Origin of the sequence: Burkholderia sp. IDO3, assembly GCF_003366075.1 — a bacterium.
GTDB lineage: Bacteria > Pseudomonadota > Gammaproteobacteria > Burkholderiales > Burkholderiaceae > Burkholderia > Burkholderia anthina.
In genome coordinates this window covers 94,536-116,672 of sequence record NZ_CP028965.1, presented here as the reverse complement: position 1 = coordinate 116,672, position 22,137 = coordinate 94,536, and the positions used below count along the sequence as shown (strand labels likewise).

At 58.7% G+C, this 22,137-nt stretch carries 22 protein-coding genes and 3 pseudogenes; 6 read left to right on the top strand and 19 right to left on the bottom strand.

From position 1 onward, the window contains the following. Window positions 1-88: 88 nt before the first annotated feature. The 3 genes from pstS to DCN14_RS36215 all read right to left on the bottom strand — a co-directional run bounded on the left by pstS (window position 89) and on the right by DCN14_RS36215 (window position 2,908). Entirely contained in the window at window positions 89-1,090 is a 1,002-nt protein-coding gene (gene pstS, locus DCN14_RS36225; protein ID WP_230943411.1) for a phosphate ABC transporter substrate-binding protein PstS, read from the bottom strand. A 485-nt stretch (window positions 1,091-1,575) separates the two neighbouring features. Beyond that, a complete protein-coding gene (locus tag DCN14_RS36220; protein WP_059464112.1) occupies window positions 1,576-2,019 on the bottom strand; it encodes a hypothetical protein in 444 nt (147 codons plus the stop codon). 559 nt (window positions 2,020-2,578) lie between these two features. Next, window positions 2,579-2,908: a hypothetical protein gene (locus DCN14_RS36215; RefSeq protein WP_264159813.1), complete on the bottom strand. Its 330-nt coding sequence runs from the start codon at window positions 2,906-2,908 to the stop codon at window positions 2,579-2,581. A gap of 315 nt (window positions 2,909-3,223) precedes the next feature. On the opposite strand from DCN14_RS36215, the gene DCN14_RS36210 reads away from it, so the two are divergent. The 4 genes from DCN14_RS36210 (at window position 3,224) to DCN14_RS38255 (ending at window position 5,954) form a co-directional block, all read left to right on the top strand. Beyond that, complete coding sequence (locus tag DCN14_RS36210; protein ID WP_080938607.1) at window positions 3,224-4,192, top strand: trypsin-like peptidase domain-containing protein; 969 nt, start codon at window positions 3,224-3,226, stop codon at window positions 4,190-4,192. Between the two features lie 51 nt (window positions 4,193-4,243). Next, window positions 4,244-4,678: a hypothetical protein gene (locus tag DCN14_RS36205; RefSeq protein ID WP_045577974.1), complete on the top strand. Its 435-nt coding sequence runs from the start codon at window positions 4,244-4,246 to the stop codon at window positions 4,676-4,678. 97 nt (window positions 4,679-4,775) lie between these two features. Next, window positions 4,776-5,402 carry a ubiquinol-cytochrome c reductase iron-sulfur subunit gene (petA, locus tag DCN14_RS36200; protein ID WP_045577973.1) on the top strand — a complete coding sequence of 209 codons (627 nt, stop codon included), beginning with the start codon at window positions 4,776-4,778 and terminating at the stop codon, window positions 5,400-5,402. 159 nt (window positions 5,403-5,561) lie between these two features. Next, a complete protein-coding gene (locus tag DCN14_RS38255) occupies window positions 5,562-5,954 on the top strand; it encodes a hypothetical protein (protein ID WP_140994548.1) in 393 nt (130 codons plus the stop codon). A gap of 572 nt (window positions 5,955-6,526) precedes the next feature. Here DCN14_RS38255 and DCN14_RS36190 read toward each other — a convergent pair. The 8 genes and pseudogenes from DCN14_RS36190 to DCN14_RS36150 all read right to left on the bottom strand — a co-directional run. Further along, window positions 6,527-6,838 (bottom strand): annotated as a pseudogene (locus tag DCN14_RS36190) (chloride channel protein); the annotation flags it as partial. 208 nt (window positions 6,839-7,046) lie between these two features. After that, on the bottom strand, window positions 7,047-7,394 hold the full coding sequence (locus DCN14_RS36185) for a carboxymuconolactone decarboxylase family protein (protein ID WP_045578425.1): 348 nt from the start codon (window positions 7,392-7,394) through the stop codon (window positions 7,047-7,049). A 92-nt stretch (window positions 7,395-7,486) separates the two neighbouring features. Beyond that, window positions 7,487-7,690 carry a DUF2892 domain-containing protein gene (locus tag DCN14_RS36180; protein ID WP_045578424.1) on the bottom strand — a complete coding sequence of 68 codons (204 nt, stop codon included), beginning with the start codon at window positions 7,688-7,690 and terminating at the stop codon, window positions 7,487-7,489. A gap of 512 nt (window positions 7,691-8,202) precedes the next feature. Beyond that, window positions 8,203-10,251 carry a c-type cytochrome gene (locus DCN14_RS36175; RefSeq protein WP_052691542.1) on the bottom strand — a complete coding sequence of 683 codons (2,049 nt, stop codon included), beginning with the start codon at window positions 10,249-10,251 and terminating at the stop codon, window positions 8,203-8,205. A 170-nt stretch (window positions 10,252-10,421) separates the two neighbouring features. Beyond that, the gene (locus DCN14_RS36170; RefSeq protein WP_045577970.1) at window positions 10,422-11,216 is read right to left on the bottom strand and encodes a hypothetical protein; all 795 of its coding nucleotides are present in this window, start codon (window positions 11,214-11,216) and stop codon (window positions 10,422-10,424) included. Window positions 11,217-11,948: 732 nt separating this feature from the next. Further along, window positions 11,949-12,359, bottom strand: coding sequence for a group II truncated hemoglobin (locus DCN14_RS36165; RefSeq protein ID WP_059559668.1), 411 nt, complete (start codon window positions 12,357-12,359; stop codon window positions 11,949-11,951). Window positions 12,360-12,506: 147 nt separating this feature from the next. Then, a complete protein-coding gene (locus DCN14_RS36160; protein WP_140993534.1) occupies window positions 12,507-13,316 on the bottom strand; it encodes a hypothetical protein in 810 nt (269 codons plus the stop codon). Between the two features lie 1,340 nt (window positions 13,317-14,656). Next, window positions 14,657-14,836 (bottom strand): annotated as a pseudogene (locus DCN14_RS36150) (hypothetical protein); the annotation flags it as partial. 208 nt (window positions 14,837-15,044) lie between these two features. On the opposite strand from DCN14_RS36150, the pseudogene DCN14_RS36145 reads away from it, so the two are divergent. Together DCN14_RS36145 and DCN14_RS36140 are read left to right on the top strand one after the other, a co-directional pair. After that, window positions 15,045-15,917, top strand: a pseudogene (locus tag DCN14_RS36145) (CaiB/BaiF CoA-transferase family protein); the annotation flags it as partial. A gap of 4 nt (window positions 15,918-15,921) precedes the next feature. Next, on the top strand, window positions 15,922-16,188 hold the full coding sequence (locus tag DCN14_RS36140; RefSeq protein ID WP_060067705.1) for a hypothetical protein: 267 nt from the start codon (window positions 15,922-15,924) through the stop codon (window positions 16,186-16,188). Window positions 16,189-16,441: 253 nt separating this feature from the next. On the opposite strand, the gene DCN14_RS36135 is transcribed toward DCN14_RS36140, so the two are convergent. From DCN14_RS36135 to DCN14_RS36110, 8 genes are all read right to left on the bottom strand, one after another. Then, complete coding sequence (locus tag DCN14_RS36135; RefSeq protein WP_096508084.1) at window positions 16,442-17,485, bottom strand: PDDEXK nuclease domain-containing protein; 1,044 nt, start codon at window positions 17,483-17,485, stop codon at window positions 16,442-16,444. A 600-nt stretch (window positions 17,486-18,085) separates the two neighbouring features. Next, window positions 18,086-18,406 (bottom strand): hypothetical protein, encoded by a 321-nt coding sequence (locus tag DCN14_RS36130; RefSeq protein WP_143331726.1) that lies wholly within the window; start codon window positions 18,404-18,406, stop codon window positions 18,086-18,088. Between the two features lie 188 nt (window positions 18,407-18,594). Beyond that, entirely contained in the window at window positions 18,595-18,759 is a 165-nt protein-coding gene (locus tag DCN14_RS38250; RefSeq protein WP_162826292.1) for a hypothetical protein, read from the bottom strand. 16 nt (window positions 18,760-18,775) lie between these two features. Beyond that, window positions 18,776-19,066 carry a hypothetical protein gene (locus tag DCN14_RS38245; RefSeq protein ID WP_096508083.1) on the bottom strand — a complete coding sequence of 97 codons (291 nt, stop codon included), beginning with the start codon at window positions 19,064-19,066 and terminating at the stop codon, window positions 18,776-18,778. A gap of 12 nt (window positions 19,067-19,078) precedes the next feature. Beyond that, window positions 19,079-19,732, bottom strand: a complete 654-nt coding sequence (locus DCN14_RS36125) for a hypothetical protein (protein ID WP_096508082.1) — start codon at window positions 19,730-19,732, stop codon at window positions 19,079-19,081. 53 nt (window positions 19,733-19,785) lie between these two features. Beyond that, complete coding sequence (locus DCN14_RS36120; protein ID WP_096508081.1) at window positions 19,786-20,100, bottom strand: H-NS histone family protein; 315 nt, start codon at window positions 20,098-20,100, stop codon at window positions 19,786-19,788. Between the two features lie 104 nt (window positions 20,101-20,204). Further along, on the bottom strand, window positions 20,205-20,798 hold the full coding sequence (locus DCN14_RS36115; protein ID WP_143331725.1) for a hypothetical protein: 594 nt from the start codon (window positions 20,796-20,798) through the stop codon (window positions 20,205-20,207). A 198-nt stretch (window positions 20,799-20,996) separates the two neighbouring features. Continuing rightward, window positions 20,997-22,121, bottom strand: a complete 1,125-nt coding sequence (locus tag DCN14_RS36110) for a hypothetical protein (protein WP_143331724.1) — start codon at window positions 22,119-22,121, stop codon at window positions 20,997-20,999. Window positions 22,122-22,137 lie beyond the last annotated feature (16 nt).

Here is a 22,137-nt window from a genome sequence, read left to right as displayed (position 1 = left end):
AACGACCCGATTCCCGCCATGTCGCGCCTGTATATGTCCATCTCCCCCTGATACGCCCTTGAGCGCTTCAGGGGGATGCGTGGCGTGATCAGGGGGCGACGGGGTTGCCGGTCGTATCCTTGACCTTGACCTTCCATTGGCCCTCGATCTCGCTGATCACCGATTGCGGCAGCGAAATGTAGTCGAGACTGTCGGCGGCCGCAGTGCCGTTCCTGAATGACCAGTCGAAGAACTTGAGCGTTTCCTTCGCCTGCTCCGGCTTATCCTGTACCGTATGCAACAGCACGAACGTCGCGCCGACCACCGGCCACGCATTCTTGCCAGGCTCGTTCGTCAGAATCTGATAGAACGATTTCTTCCAGTCTGCACCGGCCGCGGCAGCTTTGAAGGTTTCGGTCGTCGGCTCGACCACCGCACCCGATTCGTTCTTCATCGCCGTGTAGATCATCCGGTTCTGCTTGGCGTACGCCCACTCGACATAACCGATCGCGCCCGGCAGACGCTGCACGAAGGCGGCGACGCCATCGTTGCCCTTGCCGCCCGAACCGGTCGGCCATGCCACGGTCGTGCCTTCCCCAACCTTGCTCTTCCACTCGGGGCTGACCTTCGACAGGTAGTTCGTCCAGATGAAACTCGTACCCGAACCGTCGGCGCGACGAATGACGGCGATGTCGAGGTCAGGCAGCTTGACCTTGGGGTTCAGCGCAACGATGGCCGGATCGTTCCACTTCTTGATCTTCCCGAGGTAGATGTCGCCAAGCACCGGGCCGGACAACGTGACTTCTCCAGCCTTCATCCCCGGCACATTGATCGCCGCCACGACACCGCCAACGACGGTCGGGAACTGAAACAGCCCGTCTTTCGCCAGTTCGTCATCCTTGAGCGGAGCGTCCGAGCCGGCAAAATCGACGGTCTTGGCCTGAATTTGCTTGATTCCGCCCGACGAGCCGATCCCCTGGTAGTTGATTTTTCCACCGCCCGACTTGTGATAAGCATCCGCCCATTTGGCGTAAATCGGTGCAGCGAACGTGCTGCCCGCACCGGTGATGTCCACCGCATGAACAAGCGACGAGGAGAGCATCGTCAGCATCAGAACCGGGATCGCTTTCAATTTCATTTCCATTCCTTCCGAGTGTGGTAGCGCGGGACGATAGCGGTCACATGTGACAGTTTCGGGACAGTATTGCCGAGCTCGCGCGCGCCGGCTCCGCGCACGACCGCACGCACCGTCAATCGCGCCGAAGGATCGAGCCGCACCAGTCAAGATAGACCCTCGTTGTGCCGACGCCGCACGGCGGATCGCCGCGCGCCACTTATCTTGGTGTCGGACTTTCACGCCGCATCTCGGCGACACCAGCTCAGTTCCGGTGTGGCTCCGTGAGATGCGATCCGATCATAGTAGGTGCAGATTCACCGACGTCACGGCAAGCATCAAAGCATGGATGAAATCCTGATTTTTCCTGCTGCTGCTCGGATATTCGCTTTGACCAGCTATGATACAACCTCGCCGATTCGAAGCACTCGCTGCCCGCATTAGTCACGCGTAGCAAACCGATGAGCGCCATCGGTTGCATGTTAGTTTGCAGGGCCGACGATGAGATCGCTATACATCGCAGAGCGGTAGTGTCCTGGCTCGTTGCAAAACACGAGGTATCTTCCCGGCTTCAGTGAAAATCGCGCTGTTACGATCTCGCGCTGATTCAGGTCCTCGATACCCTGTAGCCCTTTCAGCTTGTCTTCGGCCACCTGCTGTGTTTTTGAATAGTAGGGTAACGCTACATCGGAGCCGGACCATCGAATGATCATAAACTCGTGCTTCATCGTATGCGACTCGTTCTCTATCGTGAACTCGACGGGACCGGCCGCGACCTTCGACGGGCTTAGACTCAGCGACATCCTTCCATTTTCCCCGTCTGAAAGCCTCACCCTAACCGAAGCCGGCTCGGCGGCCCATACAGACGACGAGATAATCGCGAGTGCGATGACTTGGGTCCCCATAAACAAGATTTTCGGCAACATGGGCTGCCTCCTTCATAGCGATGCATTGATTTTGTTGAATCGCATGTGTGCACGCCGCGTCGCCCACGGCGCTAGTGATGGGCGTACAACGCGTGTTGCGACTTGCTCAACGACATCCTGCCGGTTTGCTGGCCGGCCTCCATTCCGCCGTAGCCCGACTCGTCCGGCCCTGGAAAATTAATTCTGGCTCGAGGCGGCACCCCATGTCGATCGGTCGACTCCCGCTGAGTCTCCCCCCACTGGTGTGCACCGCGTATTCCGGGTGGTGTTGCTGACGCGTAGAGCGGCGCCGTGGCGGCAAGCACGCTGGCGATCAGGAGCAAAGATTTCATCGCAAGCCCTCCAATGACACTTCATCCCGCGTTCATCCGAACTGGCCACCGCAATGCACAACACGAATGTCCAGCTGATGTCATCAGCGTAGGATTTGCACCTTAAGGCTTCCTTATCGCAGTCGTGATTGCGCATACTGCGCCAACGGCGATCAGAGTTCAGGTTAATGATGACCTGGCGTTTCGTTCGAAGATGATCGGTGGTCGCCAGCCTCAGGAGTAAGCGTTCATGTTCCAGCGAAATAGCCAATGGCGCGACGAAAGCGGACTGGCCGCTGTGGCATTGGACTTGCTATCGATGACGGGCGCTGCAGGAAGCCGGCTGCCGCTATAGTCGTTGCGACGATGGATAACGACATGCCGGCCACCACGCTTTCGCGCGCGATCTGCCGTGACCGTCGTGCGATGCGCATCGCATCCACGAGTCGATCCAGACGATCGACGAGCGACGCCACGTCGGCGGCTTCGGAAGACGCAGCCGCTCCCCACGCGCTCATCGCGATCCCGACATTGGGACCCTCCAGCGCCGGCGTATCGTTCACACCGTCGCTAACCATGTTTGCCCTTTCCGAATGCGCCGTTCAATGGGGATGGCTGGGCAGCGTCTCGACTTTGCTGCGGTCGAAACTGATCGTCTTGCCAATCATTCCTCCGTTCATTGGCTTGCGTAGGCGCGCACTCTCGCCTGCCCGGCCATGACGCCCTTGTAGCTCGAGGAGCCGCAACGCTCGCTCCTTTGAACGGACACACTGATTCCGGACTTTTAAGCAAAATTTAATTCTGGCGACCTACGGTGGAATGGTCGTGTCATGAAATAGCCGTGTGGGCGGCTATGCGCAGTGCGTTCGGCACGGCGCGATGGGAGCGTAGTCATGGCAAGCATCGGGTTCAAGCGTATCGGGCTTACCAGTCTGGCCATTGCAGCCGTGTCCGCGAGTTGCATGGGGAAGGAATCACTGTCACCTGCAACGGCGCCACGCGCTCCGCAGGCTGTTTTGTCCGCAAGCCCGGGTTTCACGGCCTACCCGGGAATCGTGTCCGACTTCGAGAACATGACGCGAATCGACGGCCCCGCCGTCGTGACCGTCAAGGTGTCCAGGACCGACACAATACCGAGTGTGCGGCAACTGTGGCCCCCGCCAGGCAGCGCGAACGTGCCGTTCCTCGGTTTCTTCGAGGAATTTTCACCTCCACCCGGCGCCGATCGCGGTGCCCTGGCACAGCGGCACGCCAGCGGCTTCATCATCTCGTCGGACGGCAACATCCTCACCGATGCCGGCGACGTTGCGGGCGCATCGAGGATCTCCGTTACCCTCGCCGACGGGCAAACGTACCACGCACGGTTGATCGGCAGCGATCCGGCGAGTGGTGTCGCGCTGCTTCATGTTCATGCGACGGGTCTGGCTGTCGCCCGGATCGGATCACCTGCGATGCTTAAGGCCGGCGAATGGGTCGCCTCGATCGGTTCGCCCTACGGGCTGGGAACCTCGATCGTCAAAGGTGTCGTCAGCAACCTCTCCCGTCTGCTTCCCGATCAATCGTACGTTCCGTTGATCCAGACCGATCTTACGGAACACTCCGGGGACGGCGGTAGCCCGCTCCTGAACCTCAAGGGTGAAGTCGTCGGTATCGAAACGCCACCTCCGGACGACGGCAACGTGTATCAGGGTCTCGCCTTTGCGATACCCATCGACAAGGCCATGAAGGTCGAACGCCAGTTGAAGTTGCATGGCAAGGCCGTGCATGGACAACTCGGAGTCTCGGCGAAGGAGGAGACGCCCCCGCTTGCCAAGGCGTCCCGGCCGATGCGGCCAAACGATCGAGTCACGGACGCAGGTTGAGCAAGTTTCGCTGCCGGCAGCTCGGTATGGCGCACATTCAAGGAGTCGGTCATGACGTACTCGTCCAGAACAGCGCTCGGCGTCGTCGCCGTGACGATTGCCGTGTTCACCCATGACGCGTTTTCCGCCGAGCAGGCATCACTGCCGCAGCCCGAACACGCTGGCAACGTGACCTATCTATCCGGCGGCATCGGTAGTGATCAATCGGCCGCAATCAAACAGCAGATGGGCAAGTATCCGCTCGTGCTCGAGTTTGCGGGGCATACGAGCAGCGGGAACGACTATTTGGCCGATGTTCCTGTCAAGATCGTCGATGCACATGGCAAGACCGTGCTTTCGACACGAACCACCGGGCCATTCCTGCTCGTCTCGATGCCCGACGGGCGCTATACCGTGTCGGCCACCTATAACAGGCAGACCATGCGGCGAAGTGTCGACGTACGTGAATCGTCCCATGCCCACTCGATGTTCGTCTGGACAATGTAGCTCGACCTCTAGGAGCCTGCCCCATCTGCTCGGCCAAGGTGTCGGGCATGGCAGCGACCCGGAAAGCATGAGAGACGGCTGCATCGAAGGAGTCGACATGGACGAGAATCCGACCGAGCCGGTGGGGCCCGACATCAAGCGTCGCCGTTGGCTGATCGCGACATCCGTCGCGAGCGGCATCGGCGGCATCGCAGCCGCCATCCCTTTCGTTGATTCCCTGACACCACCCGCCAATGCGCTGGCCGCTGGCGCACCGGTCAAGGTCGACATCGGCCGCTTGACCGAAGGCGCAATGTTGACCGTTGCATGGCGCGGGAAGCCAGTGTTCATCGTCGACCGCTCGCCGGCTATGCTTGAAAGCGTCATCAAGGCGACTCCGCTCGTCGCTGATCCTGACTCGCGCCACGCCTTCTCAATGCCATTGCCGCTCTATTGCCAAAACACCTTTCGCTCGCGAGCGGACCATCGGAACATTCTGGTCGTGGTTGGCGTCTGTACGCACCTCGGTTGTACACCGACACCTCGGTTTCAACCAGGGTCTCAGCCAAACCTGCCGGATAACTGGCCAGGCGGCTTCCTGTGTCCCTGCCACGGCTCGACCTACGATCTTGCCGGACGGGTATTCCGCGACAAGCCAGCACCGCAGAACCTCGACGTGCCACGTTACATGTTCTTGTCGCCGACCGAACTGTTGATCGGTCAGGACGAACATGGGGCCGCGTAGCCTTCCGAGACGATGCGCCGGAACGCTGCATATCGATCGAAACAAAAATCCGCCAGGGCGAACGCTCAACCCTGCGCCGTCGATGTACTCTTGTGCCACACTGCGATGCAATTTCGTCAACGGATCCCACCTCGGGCCGCATCGACACGGAGATCACCGATGAACAATTGGCAGATGGCGATTGCAACAGGGTTCTGTGTACTGCTTGTGGCGTGTTCGCGCCGAGACGGCGTCTTCTCCCTATCCCCCGTATTCGCGGAGCAATCGAGCCTATCTGCGTCCGAGGTCGCGAACTGCGTCGTCCATCGCTGGAAATCAAGTACGCGGCAACTGCATCGCGCGGAAGGTGCCGGGGCGATCCTGCTTCGTGCCGAATCATTCTTCCGCGGCGTGCCGATCGGATTGCGCGTCTTGACTGACGGACGGCACTCCCGCGTCGAATACTTCCGCCGGCGCCGTACAGACCCGCTGTACGGGTCGATGGTGCGCGGATGCCTGCGTCCCGATGTGATCCGTGGCACAGCCGGCACGCCGGCCGTTCCGCGATCATGACAGGCCGCGCGACGCACGAGGCTCGGGATCCGGCTCGATCGTTTGACAGCACCTGCGCACAATTTAAGCTCACCGCTCGCGTCAGTCGCGGCTCGCCATGCGCGAGGCGGCCGGCCTCTCATTCCATCGGCTTCATTGCAATACCCGCCACATGCGTGCGCCAGATGTCGCACTTTGCCTTCACGGGAAGCCAGGCAGCACGCTGTCGAAGGCGTGCGGAAGCGCGAATAGTTCCCGTTGAATGCACAGACAGTCCATTGTCGGCACTCCCGTCTATCGCGCGAAACGCGCGAACTTTGCCCTCAGCTGACGACCGTCAGGTGCAAGATACATGTCGTATTTCGACGAGGTTCGAATCCATCGGTCGATTTCCGCGACGCAATCGATGACGACCGGACGAACATTAATACGCGCCAGATAACGATAATCCTCTGAAATCGTATCGTCAGCGCTGCATCGTGCCGCATACGCAAACAGAAGCATCAACGCGGAGAGAAAGATGAGCGGCCCCTCCATGAGTAGTACCGGACGAGGTTAATCATGTCCTGTACCGCGAACCGATGCCCTCGAGGTCACCGGTGATCTCCGGGGAAAAAACGCGTGGAAAGCGCTTCATACAGCGGCGGAGCGAAGAATCGCGACACGCGGCTGGCAATCAGGGCCGTGGCCATCAGCGAAATGACGGGCGCATGGCCGTTGATCATCTCGATGACGATCACGAACGCCGTGATCGGGCTCTGCGTAACCGCGGCGAGATAGCCGACCAGCCCGAGCGCGATCAGCATCTGCAACTGCATTCCCGAAAACACGATGTGCAGCGTATTGCCGATGCTCGCACCGATCGCCAGAGACGGTGCGAACAGGCCACCCTGTGCTCCGGGAAGTTGGGGCAGTCGCCGATGTCGATCATGTAATGAGGATTCAGCCCGTGCCAAGGATACAAGTCATCACAGCATAGCAGACGTCGTGATAATCGAGCGACAACTCGGATGAGCCGTTCCGAGGTTCGTTTCGGGCAATCAGGCGTGGCGGCTTACCGCCCGGCGACAGCTCGACCTGAACTGCGGACGGACCAAGCCATTCAAGCCCGGATCAGGACGATAACTGTTCAAATGCAGCGAGCGCGTGCATGGCGTACATCATCGAGGGACCACCTCCCATATAAACGGCGGTTCCTAGCACGTCCTCTAGTTCGGCGCGTGTGGCGCCCAGCTTGACGAGAGCTTGGACGTGAAAGCCAATGCAGTCATCGCATCGGTCCGCGACTGCGATGCCGAGCGCAACAAACTCTCGCATTTTCTTGCTCAGTGCGCCATCCTTGGTGCCGGCTGCAGCCAATTGACCGAATGCGGTCATTAACTCAGGCTGGGACCCGCGCAGGTGACGCATGAGGCCCGATACGTCGTTGACGACCGCTTTGAAATCGGGTATCCCGCTCATAAAGTTGCTCTCCTTGATCAATCGCGAAGCAAACGTCACGTGACGCTGATGCGCGCGAGCAGCCGGGCGACTTGCGACCGGCCAAGTTCGAATTATTTAGCGTCGGTCTTCGACGCCGAGCACGTCTTCACGCCCAGAACGCTGTACAGAGGGCAGATGCGCACGATGCCTGTCAGGAGTGGCACGATGCCAAGCCAGCCCCACAAGCCAACGTGCCCTGTTACGGTCAATCCGATCAATATCAGCCCAATGAATATTCGCAGGGCGCGGTCGATATTTCCAACATTTGCTTTCACAACAGACTCCTCGGTGATCATGAGGTGGCATGTTCTCTTAACTGAATGAGTTTGCGGCCCCTTACGGCTGGCTCTTGATTCACCCCATTCTTTGCACATTCTGGGTTTTGACCAGCGTTTCGCCATGATGTAACTCAACTTCGAGTGAAACGACGAATCGCACCCTTCGCGCTTCCATAGCAGGCTGCCGGAAAATTGTTATGACGGCGCCTACCCCCCGATTCACGGGTGCGTTGCCGGTCGTACAAGTCGCGTAAGCGGCGCGTGGGGTGTTTAAGAAGTCTGTAAACTTCGACGCAGCCCTCCCCGGACGTTTATCAACAGTTCGATAGAGCCAGCCATCTCTATGCGCGAGCGTCTCGATACACCGACCGTCGCGCCGACGTATTCCCTCCCCCATAGCCGGCCCGCATCCACGACACCAAGCGCGAAGCTCAATGACTGCATGGAATGCGCAAGTGGCGATATGTGTCGCAATGTTGCCGGTTGATCGCCCAAATCGGTTACGCGATTCAATAGCGGGCATCAGCCGGCTTGCCGCCCACGGGCCAGTCTCGAATCTTCCCAGGGAAGTCTGGGCGCGGCTGCTGTGTGAAATACGCTGCGACGTCGAGGGCATCCTGATCGCTCAAGCCGCCCTGTGCTAGTGGAAAGCCGCTGTGCGATCCGATCGGCATGTTGTGCTTGACGAAGGCGGCAGCAGTATAAAGTCGCGCCATGCCCGCCCCGACGTTGAACGACTGCTCGCCCCACAACGGCGGATAAATGTACTGCCTCTCCGACCCTATCGCCCCCTCGCCGTTCGCACCGTGGCACGACGCGCATTGCGCCGCATACACCGCTTTGCCGTGGGCCACGTCAGGTGTCAGGTGCGTGTCGATCTTCCCCACACCGCGCCCCGGTACCTTTTCGTTTGGCCGGGCTCCGTCCTTCATCCAGTCGAAGTACGCGATCATCGCCTTCATATCCGCGGAATCGACAGGTATCGGCTTGCCGTTCATCGAACGTTGGAAGCAGCTATTGATGCGCTCCGCCAACGAAATCACCTTCCCCGCGCGCGACGAATAACTCGGGAATTGCGGGGAAACGCCCACAAAAGGCGATGCGTGCGCAACGGTCCCTCCTTCGAGATGGCAGCTGGCGCAGTTGAGCGAATTGCCGACGTTGCCCGGCAAAAGCGCTTTCGTTTCCAGATGCAACTGCATGCCGCGCACGAGTTGCGCCGCATTCGGCTGATCGAGCATCGCAGCGAAGCGCGGCGTCTCGAACGCCGATGGCGTGGGCGTCTTTACTCCCAGTTCCCGACGCAGTTTGCCCACATCGGACGCGCTTACTGGAGCCTGGCGATTGCCCCACGAAGTGCGGACGAAGGTCAGGATATCGGCCAGTTCTCGGTCGGACAACAGGTTGAAGGCCGGCATCGTATAGACCTTCGGATGGGCGGCGGTCTTCGGGGTCTGCCAACCGGTCAGCACCACGTGAATCGACGAAACTGGATCGGCAGACAGCACGGCCGGGTTCTCCGACAGCGGCGGAAACACGGCGGAAAAGCCACGACCGTCGACCTGATGGCAAGCGGCACAAAACTGGAGATAGGCGAGACCGCCGCGGGTCGTCAACAGGCCCGTGGGTTCCTTGGTAGTGTGTTGCGCACCGGATGCCCGCTTCGCCTCCTCGCCAGGCGAATTCGCAGGCAGTGATGTCAGATATATCGCGATCGCACTGAGATCCAAATCGCTCGTGTATTGCGTGCTATGACGAACCACGTCGCTCATGCCACCTGCTGCATAGGTATAGCGGTTTTGCCCGGTCTTGAGCAACGCAACGAGGTCAGCGGCGGTCCACGATCTGCGCAGATTGACGGCGCGCCAAGAATCGACCGTCGCCCCGGAAAGATAGGCGCTGCCATCACTGCCCGCATCGGACAGGGCTTTTTCCTGAAACCCGATACCGCGCGGTGTATGGCATGCACCGCAATGGCCCAGGCCCTGCACGAGGTACGCGCCGCGGTTCCAGATGGCATCGTGCTTCAGATCGGGGATGTAAGGCTTGTCGTCGAGGAAGAGCCCGTTCCAGACAGCGAGCGTCCAGCGCATATTGAACGGCCACGGAATGTCGGGAGCCTTGTTCGCACGACTCACCGGCGCGACACCGTGTTTCAGATATGCAAACAGCGCGCGCATGTCTTGGTCGGTCATCTTTACGTACGACGGATAAGGCATCGCGGGATAGAGATTGTGACCGTCCGCGGCGATACCTTTTCGCATGACCCGCTCGAATTGGGCGAAAGTATAACGACCGATGCCCGTCGCGTCGTCGGGCGTGATATTGGTTGAATACACGGCGCCGAACGGCGTATTGAGCGGCAGACCACCGGCCATCGGTTTGCCATCAGATGCGGTATGACAAGCGACGCAATCGCCGAGGCGGGCGACATAAGCCCCATGCGCGACAAGATCGGCATTCGATACCTTGGGAGAGTCTGATTGAGCAGCCCCTGCGTAATGGCCGCATGTCGCCAACGCGGCGACAATCCAACGTGTGAGCGTTCGATAATTCATGTCGTATCGGTATCTGTCGGCACATTGTGGGACCGACGCAAGCCTTGCGCGAGGTTCTGTCGAGCCTCTAAAGATCAGCGGATGGGATCGGTTATCTCTCCGACGGCCGCCCTCTACTGCGCCGCGTACTCACCCGGTTCAAATTACTTGAAAGTCGGCATAGACTGCGGCTATTTTGCGTAATGGAATCCGGATTGCTGAAGCTCCACGAGCGTCGCGACCGCTCCGGGTGTAACAATCACGCCTGGAAGTACGTGATTGGTCAGTTCAGCGGCGAGTGCCTCGAGCGACAGTTTGTCTGGGTTCGTTCCGGCATCGATCAGTTTCTGGGCGGTCTCCCAGATGGAGTTATGACAGCCCAGAAAAACGGCACCCCGTCGCTGCAGCACGGGGATGCTAGTGTCATGTGGCGACAAGACCCCGCGGAGAATCTCTTGATCGGTCGCATCTGCAGTCGCTCCAGCACGTTCGTTGATGAAGGCGTTGGATGCGAACTTGCCACCGGTCAGTCTCGCAAGTTCATATTTGTCCCACATAGCCTGATCGAACAATGCAAGATGCGCCGTGCCGTGCGTGGCCGACACGACCAGAAAATCCGGATGTTTGAAGGACCAGATCTGCGCATTCAGCGCATTGCGCATGAGATTCAGCCAGGGACCGGCCAATTCCGTGTTGTCCCATACTTGACGAGGGCCGCCACGATACGCGATGACCTCGGCGAGCGCCTCATCATCCCACTGTTGAGGACGCTCCAGGATCATCGGAACGGTCTTGAATGATCGGCGTCGCGGAGCATCAGCCAAGTGCTGCGTCAAGTGCCTGAGCGTCGAGGCTCCCTCCGGCAACGACGCAGACAGCTCAGCCGGACGCGCCGCGCGCGGGTGGCTGATCCCCCCAAGCAATGCCGCGCCCGCCGTGACGCCGATCGTCTTGAGCGTCGCGCGTCGTGTGGTGGTCTCCGACATGTAATGATCTCCCGTTGGTATGGTCTATTCGACCCGCTTGTCCTCGGCCCCCGCTTTGCAGAAAATTCGCTGGATGCCTCCGTCCGAACGTTCGGCCCGCCCGCCCGCTCGACGTAGGCCGCTTATTCCAAAAAGGAATAAGCATATTCTAATTCGCAATTTAGAATTCGCACGTGCCGTGCGTCAATTCGGCGCAATGCGATGAACGCATTCCGTGTTTGGTGTGGTCCATGTGGCGATCCCGCCGACCGGCGTTTCAGCACAGACCGCGCGTGCGGCGCCGAGCTTTCGCCGACACGCCACTAGACAGATCGCGTACCCGAGTGCTAGTGAGGCCACCTCTCGTCCGATCCGCACTGTGGCCTCCGTGCTCTGGGCCTTCGGGCGGATAGTCGTGATACGTGAGGAGCCGTGTTTCAAGCAGCAAAGCCAACAGTCTATGGATAGAGCGATCTAGCTCGTGTATGCCGCCCTCTGAAACGTCGCAGAGAGCCGTGCCGACATTCTGCATGAACGGGAAATCGCCCACGACGACGGCGTCGCTGTTTTGGTACGCCACATCGGCGGGACGATTGCCACGAACATGGAGCGCCCTGCCCGTCACGCCCCTCTCGAGCCGGCGCCGCAGTCGTCAGCGGGCTCAAGTAGGATCGCAGGAGTTCAGCCGGCGCCTGATTTACCCGCTTACGCAGTCGTTCCACCGATGCATTGCCCGGCAGACAGCCGCGTGCCTCAGTCTGCACGATTACGCATCCAGTCCGCGGTTTCACCGAAGGAGTGGAGCAGCCGCTCGCGCAGTTCCTTTGGCAGGTCGATTTCTCTCATCGCCATTGTCATGCAGTCGACCCATTGATCTCGGTCCGCTGATGCAATGGGATACGGCATATGCCGTGCACGCAGGCGGGGATGGCCAAAACGGCTAACGTAGTGATCCGGACCACCGAGCCAGCCGCACAGGAACCAGAACAACTTATTTCGCGTGTCGTCGAGCGTTGGCGGATGCATCGCGCGAAGCTGCTTGAATTTGGCTTCGAGATCCATCAGGTCATAGAAGCGGTCGACGAGCTCGCGCACTCGTACCTCCCCCCCAATGAGATGGAAGGCCGTTGTTTGCTCGATATCTTCGTGAGGTAAATCAGCCATTTAGGAAATCCTTATGAAAATTGCAGAAATGATGGAGCCAGGTTCATATGCCGGCATGGCGAAAGTCTCAAAAAATAAACAAGAACGTCAGGGGCGGTGGCGATGCCGCGAGCGAGCTGTGCACGCTTTCATCGATTCGCTCCAACATTATTTTTTGCGGCTCCACGATAGTGCCGAGCGCATGACGCCCCCTGTAGCGCGACCGCCTACCGGCAGCTGGCGTCCTGCGCCGATTTCGACACGCACTAGTTCGCTCAGCATCTGAGCCAAATTGATTTCGCGCGGTGTCCGAGGAACTACGCGCAGAATCGAGACTCCGCCCACACGCAGCCTATCTATCCCGGACGGCCAGTCGGGCGGACCGAGCTGCGCTCGCCCGGCATGATCGCAACCCATCAAGCGGCAAATGCTCTCTCCCCCGTGCACGCAATTGACGATCGGGCATTGCGAATCAGAAACCTGCCGGCGGTGCAGCACCGGCAGTTCGATCTCGCACGCCGCGCCGCGCGCATGCTTAAGCGCTTGCATAGCGTCGCCCGCGCACACCGCATTCATGACCCACCGCGTGGCCCCCCACTCGACAAGTCGGCGTAGTGTGCTCGCGCCGTCGCATGGAATCTCGGGCCCTGCGACGAAAGACGCATTCCCTGCCAGCAACGCCAGCGAGTTCGCATCCCCGGCCTCGATCCGGAACCCGGATTCTCTGATCCACTTTGTAGCGCTGTCGGCGGCGACTTCCTCGCTCGATCGGCGGACAGACAACACGACCTCCTTTCCGCTCGACGCAAGTTCGCGAGCAATTGCCAGCCGCTCCCGACGTTGAACGACGGGGCGCGACGAACACAGGACGTTCCCGATATACACGATGTCCACGGACGACAACGCCACGGCATCGTAGAAGTTCGTCACTGCGTCACGGGACCAGCATGCAGGAAGGGGCGCAATGGAGACTTTCATGAGCGTTTGCATGTTCGATGTGCACCGGAGGGATAACGCACAAAGCGGAAAAGGCCCTTCCCGGCGGGTCCGCCATCCGCACATTCAGCCGCTCTCTGACCACCACTCGCCTTTGCTGCGTGGCGGCCAGCAAGCCATGCGCCGCCATAAACAGCCCGATCATCGCCGCGTGAATCAACCACGAGAGATACCAAGCGCCGTAATCCCGGACCACCACGCCACCTCGACGCGTCGTGCTCCGCCTTGACCTTGCCGCGCATTATGTGAAGTCGCCAGCTCATCTACGCGAGAATGAACACGCCGACACATGCTGCCGTCCAGGTCAAGATGTTCGCAGCGCGACGCGGCATTCCCGATAGTCCGGCTCTCGCAGGGGGCTCGACAATGACATCAGAAGTAACAACAGGCTTGCGCTTGCAGTACCGATCGCTGGCGCGATGCGCCACCATGAGAGCAACGGACAGTCAGCGAGGGTCGCAAGCAGGTCGAGCTGCATGTCGGCAGGCCCAGTTCGGGGGCAAGCGCCAGAACCGCATGCGCGCGCAAATTGTCACGCCGCGCACCGCCAGGCGGCACGGCGCCCTGCTGTACCGAACCCAGCGCGAGGCTTGACACCGGAGAATGGTCGAGCCCGTGGCATCTGCGGATGCGCGACACTGAAGCCGCCGATGGTAAAGAGCAAGGTCGCACGAATCGCGCCGACTGTCGCGACGCGAAAGTGCCAAAATACTTTCAGTTGGTCGACATTAATTCGGGAAATGATACGTCGAGCAAAGCTCATGAATGACACAAACCTGTTCATGCAGATCCCGACCGTCACGCATCGAAATGCTTTGCATCCAGCGGCGCGCTCTGCCACGGCGACATCCCCCTCCGACCGATACGCCGCAGACATAGAATTGGCACAGTGTTAGGCCGTGCGACAAGCTCGCCTGGCGGCCGAATGATGTGATCTTGCATTGAGGTGGGTTAACAGCAACTTATCAATTGCCTATTATCGCAACTATGCAATAGTATAGTTTGACCGTGGTGCTGGACGATGCGCGACACGGTGCCGCATATGCATACGAAGTCTTGGCTGCCATTGAAAGTTTGTAAGTATAGCTAACGATGGCCGTTCGCGCGCAGATCAGCCTTGTTAGCATAGGATTCTGATTCGGTAAGCGCGCGGATCTCGACACCGTGATGTTGCCCGAAGCGCAACGTCGAAGTTCGCTGCCCTTCGGAAGATAGTGGAGCATCTCGAGGAGACGGTGGTGCGCTCCGGAGTATTCCGCCTACGGATCTAGCCATTCCCTCCTCCACCGCGGTTCCGATACGTGAGTGCGAGCTGGCTTACCGAGTAGCGAGGTCATCAGCGCACGCGTCGCGCCTTGGCCCCAGCCGGCATTGACAGCGAGAAAGTCCGCGCCGGTCTCGCCGACCGTCGTGGACATGACCTTGATGATCCAGAACGAGAGCGCGACGTCAGGAACCTTGTTCAGCCAGGGCGAAGTCGGGCGGTCGAAAGGCGAGAGCATGCCGTTGCCTCCTGAAGATTTGGGGTACAGGCAGTCTGATCGTGCAGACTTAGCTCATCCATAGCGGCGCTGCAAGAGTGGCGCCACTCACCGATCCATCAGGAAGTGATTGATTCGACTGAGAATTATTTTAGGAGCGGAACGCCATGCCCTGTCGCGACTAGATCGGCCTACCCCGGAAAAATGCACTGAAATCAAGGGGACCCCGACGCTCAGCGCCGAGAACCCGCGCCTGATCTACTGCTCGATTACCGGGTTCGGGCAGACGGGCCCGTATGCGTCACGTGCCGGCTACGACTTCCTGATACAAGGGATGGGCGGCCTAATGAGCGTGACGGGGCGCGCAGACGGCACGGAAGGTGCCGGTCCGGTGAAGGTCGGCGTCGCGCTGACCGACGTGATGACGGGGCTGTATGCGACGGTTGCCGTGCTGGCCGCCGTTGCCCATCGTGAGCGCACGGGGCGCGGACAGCACATCGATCTGGCGCTGCTCGACGTGCAGATCGCCGCGCTCGCGAACCAGGCGGCCAATTACCTGATCGGCGGCAGTGTGCCGCACCGGATGGGGAACGCGCATCCGAACATCGTGCCGTACCAGGATTTCCCGACGGCCGATGGCCACATGATCATCGCAGTCGGCAATGATGGCCAGTTCACCAGCCTGTGCGGGGTGCTCGGTCAGACGCAATGGGCGAGCGATGCGCGATTCGCAACGAATCCTCTACGCCTACAGCATCGCGACGTACTGGTCGCGCTGATTGGCGCGGTGACCACGTGCCGGTCGACCGACGAATGGGTCATCGCGATGGAGGAGGCGGGCGTGCCGTGCGGGCCGATCAATGGGCTCGACCGGGTATTTGCGGACGAACAGGTCAAGGCACGCGGCATTCGTATCGAGATGCCGCATGCATCGGCCGGCAACGTGCCGCTCGTGGCGAATCCGATCCGAATGTCCGATTCGCCCGTCCAGTATCTTCGTCCGCCGCCGCGACTCGGCGAACAGACCGATGAGATTCTGGGTGCATGGCTGGGACTGAGCCACGACGAGATCGACGCATTGCACGAGCGAAAAATCATCTGACATCATGATTTCGATCCATGACCCATCATCGGGCTGGAAGGCAATCTGCGAGGCCCGGATGGCCGCCGCCGCTACTGCGAACGCCGACGACGCGTCGGTGTGGAGATGGTTTGCGGCGATGCTCGAAGAGCGGCGCATCCGCTGGCGCTTCATGTTCAATGCGTGGGTCGTTCATGTGGACCGGAAAGAGGTCGCGATTGAACCCAGCTTCTATGAGGCGATCCGATCCGCCAAGTGCGAGTCGGAAGAGCTTGGCCTTGGCGCACTTTAGTATTACTTGACCTAAGTCTGACAGTATCACTTGCGGTGCCAATGCAGACTGTTTCGCGAACGGGCGTAAACGGTCATTCCGTCGGGCGAGCACCACAGCGACTAACTCGGTGGCGAGATTTTCGTGCGGATCATATCGACGGAATGATTTGAGAATCTTTAACTTGACATAATTAACATTATCGAATAAATGGGGTCGGTACCCGACATCTCGAAGATTTTGCAGGGCCGTCACTGCAGTAGACTAACCCGACTCAGTCTGAACCAGACAAATCGGGGCCCAATTCTGCTTCAATTTGGTCAATGGATGGCAGTCCCGCTTCAAGCGACGCGGGGACGTCCCGAAGGAGCTGGTATTCTGCGACGCCCATCGGATTTGCCATGCCACGCAGCGCATACTCGGCAACCAAACGGTTCTTTTCCCGGCACAGAAGCAGCCCAATGGTCGGATGATCATCAGGCGACTTCAGTTCCGAGTCGACCGCGGACAGGTAGAAGTTCAGTTGCCCGGCATATTCGGGCCGGAACGGTGTCGCCTTCAGTTCCACCACCACATAACTGCGAAGTTTCAGGTGGTAAAACAGCAGATCGATGAAGAATTCGTCGCCGCCGACTTCGAGCCGATACTGTCGGCCGACAAACGCAAAGCCGGCGCCAAGCTCAAGTAGAAATCGGGTAATGTGCCGCGTCAGCCCCTGCTCGATATCGCGTTCCTGAGCATCTTCGGACAATCCGAGAAAGTCGAAGATGTACGGATCTTTGAGCGCTTCGCGCGCCAGATCTGATTGATGCGGCGGCAAGCGTGCGTCGAAATTGGTTACGGCCGCACCCGTCCGCGCATGTGCTTGCGTGTCAATTTGCATCGCGAGAACGTTGCGGGACCAGCCGTGCTCAAGCGCCTTGCCAGCGTACCAATCGCGGACCGCCGGGTCCTTTGCCTTGTCGAGCAGGGTACAGAGATGAAACCACGGCAATTGTGCAGCAGGCTGCTGCACAAATTCCGATGATGGCCATGCTTGCGCCAGAGCCCGCATGTATTTCAGGTTACGCGGCGAGAATCCCCGCATGTCGGGAAACGCGGCCTTCAGATCCTGCGCCAGCCGATCGATGACCTTTGCCCCCCACCCTTGTCGCTCCTGGCGTTCGAGAATGTCGCTACCGATCTGCCAGTATAGTGTCACCAACTCGCGATTCACACTTGCCGCGGCGCGTGCACGGGCAAGCTCGACCCGCTGCTTGAGCTCCGTGAGCCAGCGGCGATAGTCTTCGTCACCCTGCGGGGTAAGGGAATTTGTCATCCGGCCTTTCGTTTGCAGTGTCGTAGTCAAAAAGACAGTGGGCATTATCCCGGCTGCAACCGGAATGAGGCAATGCCTTGCCGAACCGGAGCGACCGTTGGTCGAGCCCTAAAGGGTCCATTCCCAACATCTTCTTCGCCATGCCCCTGGATCGATCCCCAGCGAAGCGTCGAAATGCTGCCGAATTTTCCAGCGGGTATTTTATTTTTACTCGATCGAGCGCCCGTGGAATTTCCCGATCTCCGCGCGACGGCTTTCTCTTCGACCGTTATGCATTCGGACGTCGTCTGAAGCGAAGCAGGCCCGAGTAACTGCTGCACGACGTCGAGCGGTACGTCGGCAGCTAGCGGACACGCCCGAGCGCCCCCTGCGGACTCAGGAGAGTCCGCAGGTCCTTCCGATTCCTTACGCCGAACAGTCTTTAAATTCAGATTCCGAATTAATATTTAAATAATGGAATTTAGCAAATTTTTTAGGTTGTAAGTGCAAAGAGTTGTGGCGCCCAAAAAAGATGGCTCGCCTGCACCCAGGCGTTCGCGTGGAGGCCCGATGCTAAAGCGCCCGGAGTTCAAAGGAGAGCCGAATCAATCGAATTTTTTGTTACTTGACGTCAGCGATATTGAGCAGTGCCCAAGAATCCCCAGAGCCATCGGTGCCCTCCGCTACGATCACTAGTTCGCAATCGCTGCCAGACGGCTCAATATGCATTTGCATATCACCTTCCGTGACGGTTATAGTGAAACTAAAGTCAGAATCCGAAGCCGTGAATGTAAATGTTTGTGACGTATCGTTCATTGTCCAATACACGGACTGGTCTCCTGGTGGGATCGTCGCCTTCCCATACATCGGCCCACCGTTAGGGCAAGAAAGATTTAAGGTGCGGAAACTGTTGCTGTTAACCCCTACGATGAAATTCGACATAACACGCTTCTCCTATGCAAGTGCGGACCGATCATCTTAGTTCCTCCGGCGGACCTGGCGCACGCCGTTGCGGACCGGGAGGGTACGAGCCTGGCTCGTTTTCCGTCGTCTCACTGAAACGATTCGTGGAGCCGCGCTTGAGCGGCGATTTCGCCGGCGGGAAGCTGCCGCACGTCCTGCCCGTCGATCTACCACTGGGCTCCATCGGCGAGACGCGCGGTAAGCACGCCTTCGCGTCCGAGCACCGCGAAGCTACGCGTGGCTTCTACGACCGCCGCGGCTGTCGGATCGACCATTCGGATAGCGGCGTCGGCTTCCTCAACCCACTGCTTGTTTGGCTGCAGCAAATTCATCTGGTTTTCCGGCCTTTCAGTTACGCGTTTCGAACAGCGAAGCAGACCGCGCTGCATACGAAACGCTATCCAGTCTCACGACCAAAGGCGCGAGTGTCTGCGCAACATTTGCTGGCAAGCCAGCGCGAACTACTTCCGCTTCGCTTGCAGCAACGATGAAGTCTTTGATAACGGCCCGATCCGGTAACGTACAAGCAAGCATGAACGCTGCGTGACGCTCTTCGTCAGTCAGGTCCGTGAATGTGAACTTACCGAGTGTGTGCGCTAGATATTCGCTCGCTTCGGCTTCGATTTGGTCCATGTTCATTTGCCTGGTTTCCTAGGTGCCGACCAGGTCGGCATTAGCCTCACAATCGTCCCAGTACCGTAACGGATCCAGATGATGCGGATAGCGCAAGCTGAGCCACCCTGAAAGCCGAGCCCAATCCGGATGGTTGCTGCCTATCAGTGACGACCAGATCGAGGAACGTTCGAGAATCCGCCCAGTGGCACGATCGCGTACCAGCAAGCTGCCCATCCCGCTCGAACTGTTCGACTGTGTCTCGACCAGATAGCGTGGCAACAGCCGCAGTTCGGCATCCTCCGCCCAGCCATACACTGCTCGCACCACGTTCGACGGATCTCGCAGTTCGATGGGGCCAGTGGCCGGACGAACGGCTTTCCATCCTTCAGGAAACTCGGCAACAACCTCGTGGTCAGCTTCCCTCACCCATCTCACCCGCAAAATGCGCGCTATCGCGTCGCACAAGTGGGACAGCGACGCGTAGCCGGCAGGCAAAGCGATCGCGCTCGGTAGCGTGATCAGATTGTCTTTCCAGAGCCGGGTTTCGTCATCGGCGCGCTGGGCCGTATCGAACGCGCTGGCTTCGAATGGATTCACCGGCCGACCCGACATGCTCGAGTTCCCGCTTGGTAATCCCGTAAAAAGACGCTCGGCGTCCTGACGGGTAAGTTTTGGTTTCCCGCGTTTCATGAGATTTTTGTACAGTTCCTTTCCTATCAATGGTCGAAGAGCGTCTACCCTACTCAGATGGCGAGCAGGTCGGGCTGAATTAGGAACGCTGCAGGATCGTTACCGAGCCATGCTGGCTGTCGCCCCCTGCCAGACCAGGTTTTACCTGTAGCAGGGTCGCGGTACTTCGGAACGGTCGGCACGCGCCTCGAGTCGCGCTTATGCCCTTTCTCTTGCAGATCCTGAACGCTGAGATCGAAGTCCTTCATCAGGGCCTTGATCTGTCCGATCGCCGCTGAACGTTCGGCTTCGCGAGCGGCGTTGATTTGCGCATCCAGTGCCTCTCGTTGCGCAATTAGAGCTAGGTAGCCTGTCGGTTTGGAGTTCATGTTCTCTCTTTTCCTTGCGCCGGCATGGCCGGCGTTTTCCTTGGTCCGGTGCTCCCGCGTTTTCTGTTGTAGATGCGCGTGCGCCTCACAATCTCCGTCGGCCACTAACCAGCGCCCTTTCTCACGACAGCCGCAACGAACTCCGCCATATCTCTTTCGTGATCGAGGAGTAGAGCAATGTCGTTTGGCACTTCTCCCGTAACCCGCTCGTACGCGGCGTCAATCAGCGGTTTCAATAGCGACCTCGTTTCATCGATCCACCCTTCATTGCCGATCGTCCCGGAGTAGTTGATGCGCGCTGCACCTCGATCTGAATACCACGGGAAGAATGCCTCATATGCATCCAGCGAGTATCGTATCAAGACTGAGAAGCTATCCAGCCGGGTCGCGATCCTATCGTAAAGCTCTCGGTCATCGAGCAGTGTGGCAGCCGCGGCAAGCTTCGATATGCTATGACTTGCCTTTCGAATCGTTGTGTATGTGCCCATCGGATCCCGGAGGTCGCGCTCACCTGCGAGCGCAATGTGCGCTTTCAGCCCGCATTCGAAAGCCATCAAAAGATCGACGAATGATTTGATCCGGCCGGTCTTGTTAGTGATCCGATCCCACGTTACATCGAAGCGTTCCCAGAAATCGTGCGCATCAAATGCGTACAGCTGTCCGACTTCATGAAGAATGGAAGCTGTTTGTTGTGCCATTGTTGCGTTTTCCAGTGCCGGCCTCGCCGATGGTTTCCGAGTCAGTAAGGTGGGGCATCTGATCGCGAGCAAGCTCGTCGACAGGTCCGAGTTGTTCGGCGCATTGCCGACAACGTCAAGGGAGTTTTGTTGATAATGTGATCATTCGGGGAGCATCGCCAGTGGAATGTCCCCTGCGGATGAGAGTTACACAACTGTCTAGTCACCGAAGATTTCCCTCACTGGGTTTTCCGCAGCCGTAGGAGGAAGACGAGTTAAGCTCCACCCATCTTTCCCGTTGAACAGACTATCCCGATTGACCTTCAAGATATCGAATAGTCGATGGACGCTCTCACGTGCCAAATGCTCGAGGGCGGGAGTTTCATTGCCCAATACTCTCGCGGTCACCCAGCCGCCTTTGGTCGCCCATTCGATAGCATCGTCCCAGCTCGCCATATAGGCCCATGGGACGTTATTAAACATTGCAACGACTTCCTCTCGGTTTCCATTCATAAAGAAGCGATTGTAGTCGATGAGCTTCCACCTCCCGGGAAGCAGTCCTTGCCATACCGCGACCTCCGCACCTCGCATCGCCGGTTCGGTAAACAGGTCGGGAATATTCTGAGGCCACGCAACCTGATAGCTATTGATTAGGTCCGTGACGTCAGTGAGCTTGCCGTAGTTGCTCACGACGCGGTTCAGCACGTCAACATGAGCCTTTGCGAGCTGATTGAACTGATTTTCAACCTGCTCACGATACTTTTCCAAAGTTGCACGGAACTTCGCTTCGAATGGATCGGCGCTTCCGCCATTGCCCATCGCGTCAATCGCAATCGAGACGATGCCGCGGAGGATGCCCGATAGGGCTCCGCCAACATATGGTATGAGCGCAATACCCGACAACATCGCGCCGAAGATATCGCCAAATGGGATAACAATCGGAGTTTTCCGTTCAACGAGAGAGACGTAATACGCTACTTCCTCGATTAGAGTGTTTGTGCGATCCTTGATCTCTAGGCAATAAGTACTAAGACCGGCGAAGAAATCTCGTATTGCGTCCTTCCGCCCAACTGTCTCTTCGATCGTGGCGATAAGCCTCGCCCACTCCGGATCGTGGGGGTCGCTGATCGGCGGTAGCGCTGCGATGGCGGCGATGTAACCGAGCTCTACCTTGAACAAATCGTCCCAGATTCGCAGCTTATATCTCTGCGTCATTTCATTTGAAAGCGCGTCAAAATATTTGTTGTCAAGCCCGGGCCACGGGGCATCGCTCGATTTGACTATTTCCGTTATTCGATCAGCAAGTTCGGACGGATCGGATTGTTTAACTGTTGCTCGATTCATTTCGCTTCCCCGTTGA